The 4440-nt window shown below is 45.3% G+C and carries 5 protein-coding genes; 4 read left to right on the top strand and 1 reads right to left on the bottom strand.

Annotated elements, in window-relative coordinates; genetic code table 11:
* Window positions 1–139: 139 nt before the first annotated feature.
* The gene (gene cutA / locus ACWVCM_RS15590) at window positions 140–493 is read right to left on the bottom strand and encodes a divalent-cation tolerance protein CutA (protein WP_455202688.1); all 354 of its coding nucleotides are present in this window, start codon (window positions 491–493) and stop codon (window positions 140–142) included.
* Window positions 494–728: 235 nt separating this feature from the next.
* On the opposite strand from cutA, the gene ACWVCM_RS15595 reads away from it, so the two are divergent.
* From ACWVCM_RS15595 to ACWVCM_RS15610, 4 genes are all read left to right on the top strand, one after another.
* Window positions 729–1205 carry an FxsA family protein gene (locus ACWVCM_RS15595; RefSeq protein ID WP_455202689.1) on the top strand — a complete coding sequence of 159 codons (477 nt, stop codon included), beginning with the start codon at window positions 729–731 and terminating at the stop codon, window positions 1203–1205.
* A 172-nt stretch (window positions 1206–1377) separates the two neighbouring features.
* On the top strand, window positions 1378–1668 hold the full coding sequence (groES, locus tag ACWVCM_RS15600) for a co-chaperone GroES (protein ID WP_455202690.1): 291 nt from the start codon (window positions 1378–1380) through the stop codon (window positions 1666–1668).
* 41 nt (window positions 1669–1709) lie between these two features.
* A complete protein-coding gene (groL, locus tag ACWVCM_RS15605) occupies window positions 1710–3353 on the top strand; it encodes a chaperonin GroEL (RefSeq protein WP_455202691.1) in 1644 nt (547 codons plus the stop codon).
* Between the two features lie 774 nt (window positions 3354–4127).
* A partial coding sequence (locus ACWVCM_RS15610; protein WP_455202692.1) for a hypothetical protein occupies window positions 4128–4440 on the top strand: 313 nt, incomplete at its 3' end.

Raw genomic sequence — 4440 nt, forward strand, 5'->3', positions numbered from 1 at the left:
AAAAGCTTGCTCCGGTGGCAGGGGTTCGTCTTCCATGATGCCGGTGTCGAGCGCTTCGACGGCTGCAAAAGCTGGCAAGGGTAGTAGGAAGCTTAGAAATAACAGGAAGTTTCTTAGTTTATGATTGTTCATCACGACCTCAATTGATTGGTGCTACATTGTCGTCAATCCATGACAAATAATTAGCCAAACCGTTGTTTAATGGGATGCTGATTATTTCCGGAAGTTCATAGGGATGACGGTCCAGTATGGCAGTTTCCACAGCGTGGAAGGCGGTGGACCTGGTTTTTACTATTAAAAGATGCTCCTGGCTTTTTTCAATGTTACCTTGCCACTCATATACAGAAGTCAGGCCAGGTACGATATTCACGCAAGCAGCTAATTTGTTTTCAACCAGCATCACGGCGATGGATTCGGCAACATCCTGGTTCGGGCAAGTACTAAGGACTAAACAAATTTCTGAGTTTTTTCCTTGCATATCCTTTGTTTGCATAGCAATTTCATTACCAGTATAGTGGTTTTGCTGGCGCCCTTAAAAACAGATACCGGAACGATCTCCTGCTCCTAAGGTCTACGCTATCGGCAACTTTAAGCTTTCACACATCTTTAAATTGTCGCGGTCGCCATTATATAGATAAAACGTCCGCTTGAAAGGTATGTCAGGCTTAAAACCTGTACATACCTGGAGTCCTATAACCAACGTTTGTTACTGTTTTTAAACACCTATTATGAATCCATTTGTCATTTTACTCGCACTGTTCTTTATAATTCCAATCGTTGAAATCTATTTGTTAATAGAAATTGGATCCGTAATAGGTACACCAGCCACTATATTTGCTGTAGTTTTTACCGCGGTACTTGGCGCGTGGTTGCTGCGCATACAAGGTTTTTCGACTTTACGTCGTGTGCAACAAACAGCCGCTCAAGGCGGTATACCTGCAATCGAATTACTGGAAGGTGCCATGTTATTAGTATCAGGTGCCTTGTTACTGACGCCCGGATTTTTTACAGATACCATTGGATTTCTGGCTTTGGTCCCGCCGTTGCGTCGCGCAATGGCTTTATGGTTTTTCCAGAGAATTTTTCAATTCCCTTCTGGTAGAGGGCCAACGGGTAAGCCTCCCGGCGGTGGTTTTCACCAGCAAGGCTCGCATCACCAACATCGACCTGATGTTATCGAAGGAGAATTCCGTCGCGATGAGTAGTTAGTTCTGCCGTGTTAGTTTCTGATTTTTCACACGAATAAATTTTCTGCCAGCCCTTGATTTTAATTTATTCGTCACTATTATTAGCACTCATCAAATTAGAGTGCTAACAGCACCATAAATAATTTTTCATACATTTAAAAAAAAGCTTTTTCTATCAAGGAGATAGTACATGAATATTCGTCCTTTGCATGATCGTGTCATCGTACGCCGTATGGAGGAAGAGCGTACTTCCGCGGGAGGTATCGTGATTCCGGATTCTGCAACAGAAAAACCCGTCCAGGGAGAAATCGTTGCCGTAGGAAAAGGTAAAATTCTGGAAAACGGTGAAGTGCGTCCTCTTGACGTCAAAGTGGGTGACAAAGTCCTGTTTAGTAAATACGGCGGCACCGAGATCAAAATCGAAGGTGAAGACCTGTTAGTGATGCGCGAAGACGACATCACCGGTGTGATTACTAAATAATCGCTTATCGAATTCAAATTAATAGTTAAAGAGGATTACACATGACTGCAAAAGAAGTGAAATTCAGTGACGAAGCCCGCCATCGCATGGCAGCCGGCGTTAATGTTCTGGCAAACGCTGTGAAAGTTACCCTGGGTCCTAAAGGACGTAATGTTGTTCTTGAAAAGAGCTTTGGCGCTCCTACCATCACTAAAGACGGTGTGTCAGTGGCTAAGGAAGTAGAGCTGGAAGACAAGTTCGAAAACATGGGTGCGCAAATGGTGAAAGAAGTTTCTTCACAAACTTCGGATATCGCCGGTGACGGTACGACGACAGCGACTGTATTGGCACAATCCATATTGGCGGAAGGCATGAAAGCAGTAGCTTCAGGCATGAACCCAATGGACCTGAAGCGTGGTATCGACAAAGCTGTAGTTGCTGCAGTTGATGCATTAAAAGATTTGTCCAAGCCTTGCGAAGACGATAATGCCATCGCGCAAGTAGGTACTATTTCCGCCAACTCTGATGAAAGCATTGGCCGCATCATTGCCGATGCCATGGGTAAAGTGGGTAAAGAAGGCGTTATCACTGTTGAGGAAGGTTCTGGCCTGGAAAATGAACTCGACGTAGTAGAAGGTATGCAGTTCGATCGTGGTTACCTGTCTCCTTACTTCATTAATAATCAGGAAAGCATGAGTGCAGAAATGGAAAGCCCTTATATCCTGATTCACGACAAGAAAATCTCCAACATTCGCGATTTATTGCCCGTGCTGGAAGGTGTCGCTAAAGCGGGCAAACCCTTAGTCATTGTGGCGGAAGATGTTGAAGGCGAAGCGTTGGCGACTTTGGTTGTGAACAACATGCGCGGCATCGTGAAAGTTTGTGCGGTTAAAGCACCGGGGTTTGGTGATCGTCGTAAAGCGATGTTGGAAGATATTGCCATTTTGACAGGCGCTACCGTTATTTCTGAAGAAGTGGGTCTATCTCTGGAAAAAGCCACTATCGAAGACCTGGGTACTGCCAAGCGCGTTTCTATCACTAAAGAAAATACAACGGTCATTGATGGTGCTGGCAAGCCTGCTGATATTGAAGCACGTGTGGGTCAGATTCGTGCGCAAATTGAAGAAGCTTCATCTGACTACGATAAAGAAAAATTGCAGGAACGCGTAGCCAAGCTGGCTGGCGGTGTTGCAGTTATCAAAGTTGGCGCAGCCACTGAAATGGAAATGAAAGAAAAGAAAGCGCGTGTAGAAGACGCGTTACATGCAACTCGCGCAGCAGTAGAAGAGGGCGTCGTACCCGGTGGTGGTGTTGCTCTGGTTCGAGCATTACAGACACTTGGAAATATTAAGGCTGACAATCATGACCAGGATGTGGGTGTCAACATCGCACGACGTGCCATGGAGGAGCCTCTGCGCCAAATCGTATCGAACGCCGGTGGGGAGCCTTCAGTGGTGTTGAATAAAGTTGCAGAAGGTGAAGGTAACTTCGGTTTCAACGCGGCAACTGACGAGTATGGTGACATGGTTGCCATGGGTATCCTGGATCCCACCAAAGTCACTCGTACAGCCCTGCAAAACGCAGCTTCTGTGGCTGGTCTGATGATTACAACCGAAGCTATGGTTGCTGAAGTGCCTCAGGAAGCTGCTGGTGGCGCTGCTATGCCGGACATGGGCGGTATGGGAGGCATGGGCGGCATGATGTAAGCCCGGCTATACCCGCAAGTGTTAGTTAAAGCCCCGCAATTAAGCGGGGCTTTTTTATTGGCTGGATGTTTATCAGGTATGGTAGTCACTAGTCCCCCAGCTACTGAGTGTACCTGGGAGGACCAGTTTGAAATTTTGCGGGCAACCCGAGCAACGATTTTCGTTTAATAAATCAGCGATTGTCGTAGAATTTTGATTTCTTGTGTAAGGCAATACTTACACCATCAAGTAAAATAAAATAATAATAACAATAAGTTACAGTGATGGAGTCAACAACTGGATGCAAATTGAACACTTGACGCAAGGGAATTTGCACTGATACACTCGATCGAAATTGAGTTGCTGAGTGCAGTTTAGAACAGCAACAAATACAGAATCTTCAGGGCGGCTGGCATGTGGCCTAAGCAGGGATAACAAGAGGAACAAAGGCATGGGTGTCCTCTTGTTTAAGCTAGTAGAACTGCTAATAGGTCCACAATAAAAAAACAAACTGATGTATTTTTCCTCTAGGGGAAATTAACTTTCAGACTGTCAGCATTACGACAAGGCGCTAATTCACAATCTCGTGAACAGCGCCTTTTTTATTGCCTGCTATTTTTATTGTGCTGACAAGGACGTACTCTGACCTCTGACGCCGTTTTGTTAGCGCCTGTTTTTACATTTGCGGTTTTTACTGCAGCTATTTTTACTTTAAAAACAACTGCCCTATAATGACAATGCACCATCTGGCGATATAACCAACAAGCAAACGGCCAACCACCACACTTACAAACTATGGTAAATAACATCCAACCGAGCCTGGTTCAGTTGCTTAAAAACACCAGGGCGATCAGGCGGTATGTCGCGCCATATTTGCGTGAGGATAATGCCTATATCGCGTTAATGTGTTTGTTGTTAGTGGGTATTACCGTGGCGAATACAGCGATGATCTGGTTTGTCGGTACTGCGGTTAATCAACTAACCAATAGCGCTTTTGATCCATTAACCACAACCCTGACGTGGTTGGCGGTCATTGTGGTGCTCAATCAAACCATGCAGTTTGCTTATTTCTATACCTTCGAATGGGTGTATTTGCGCTTCGTGGCGC

This window comes from Kaarinaea lacus (assembly GCF_975902315.1).

Bases quoted from the DNA above. Each gene is read 5' to 3' on its own strand.
- ACWVCM_RS15595 (WP_455202689.1), top strand. From the start codon at position 729: ATGAATCCATTTGTCATTTTACTCGCACTGTTCTTTATAATTCCAATC.
- groL (WP_455202691.1), top strand. From the start codon at position 1,710: ATGACTGCAAAAGAAGTGAAATTCAGTGACGAAGCCCGCCATCGCATG.
- cutA (WP_455202688.1), bottom strand. From the start codon at position 493: ATGCAAACAAAGGATATGCAAGGAAAAAACTCAGAAATTTGTTTAGTC.
- groES (WP_455202690.1), top strand. From the start codon at position 1,378: ATGAATATTCGTCCTTTGCATGATCGTGTCATCGTACGCCGTATGGAG.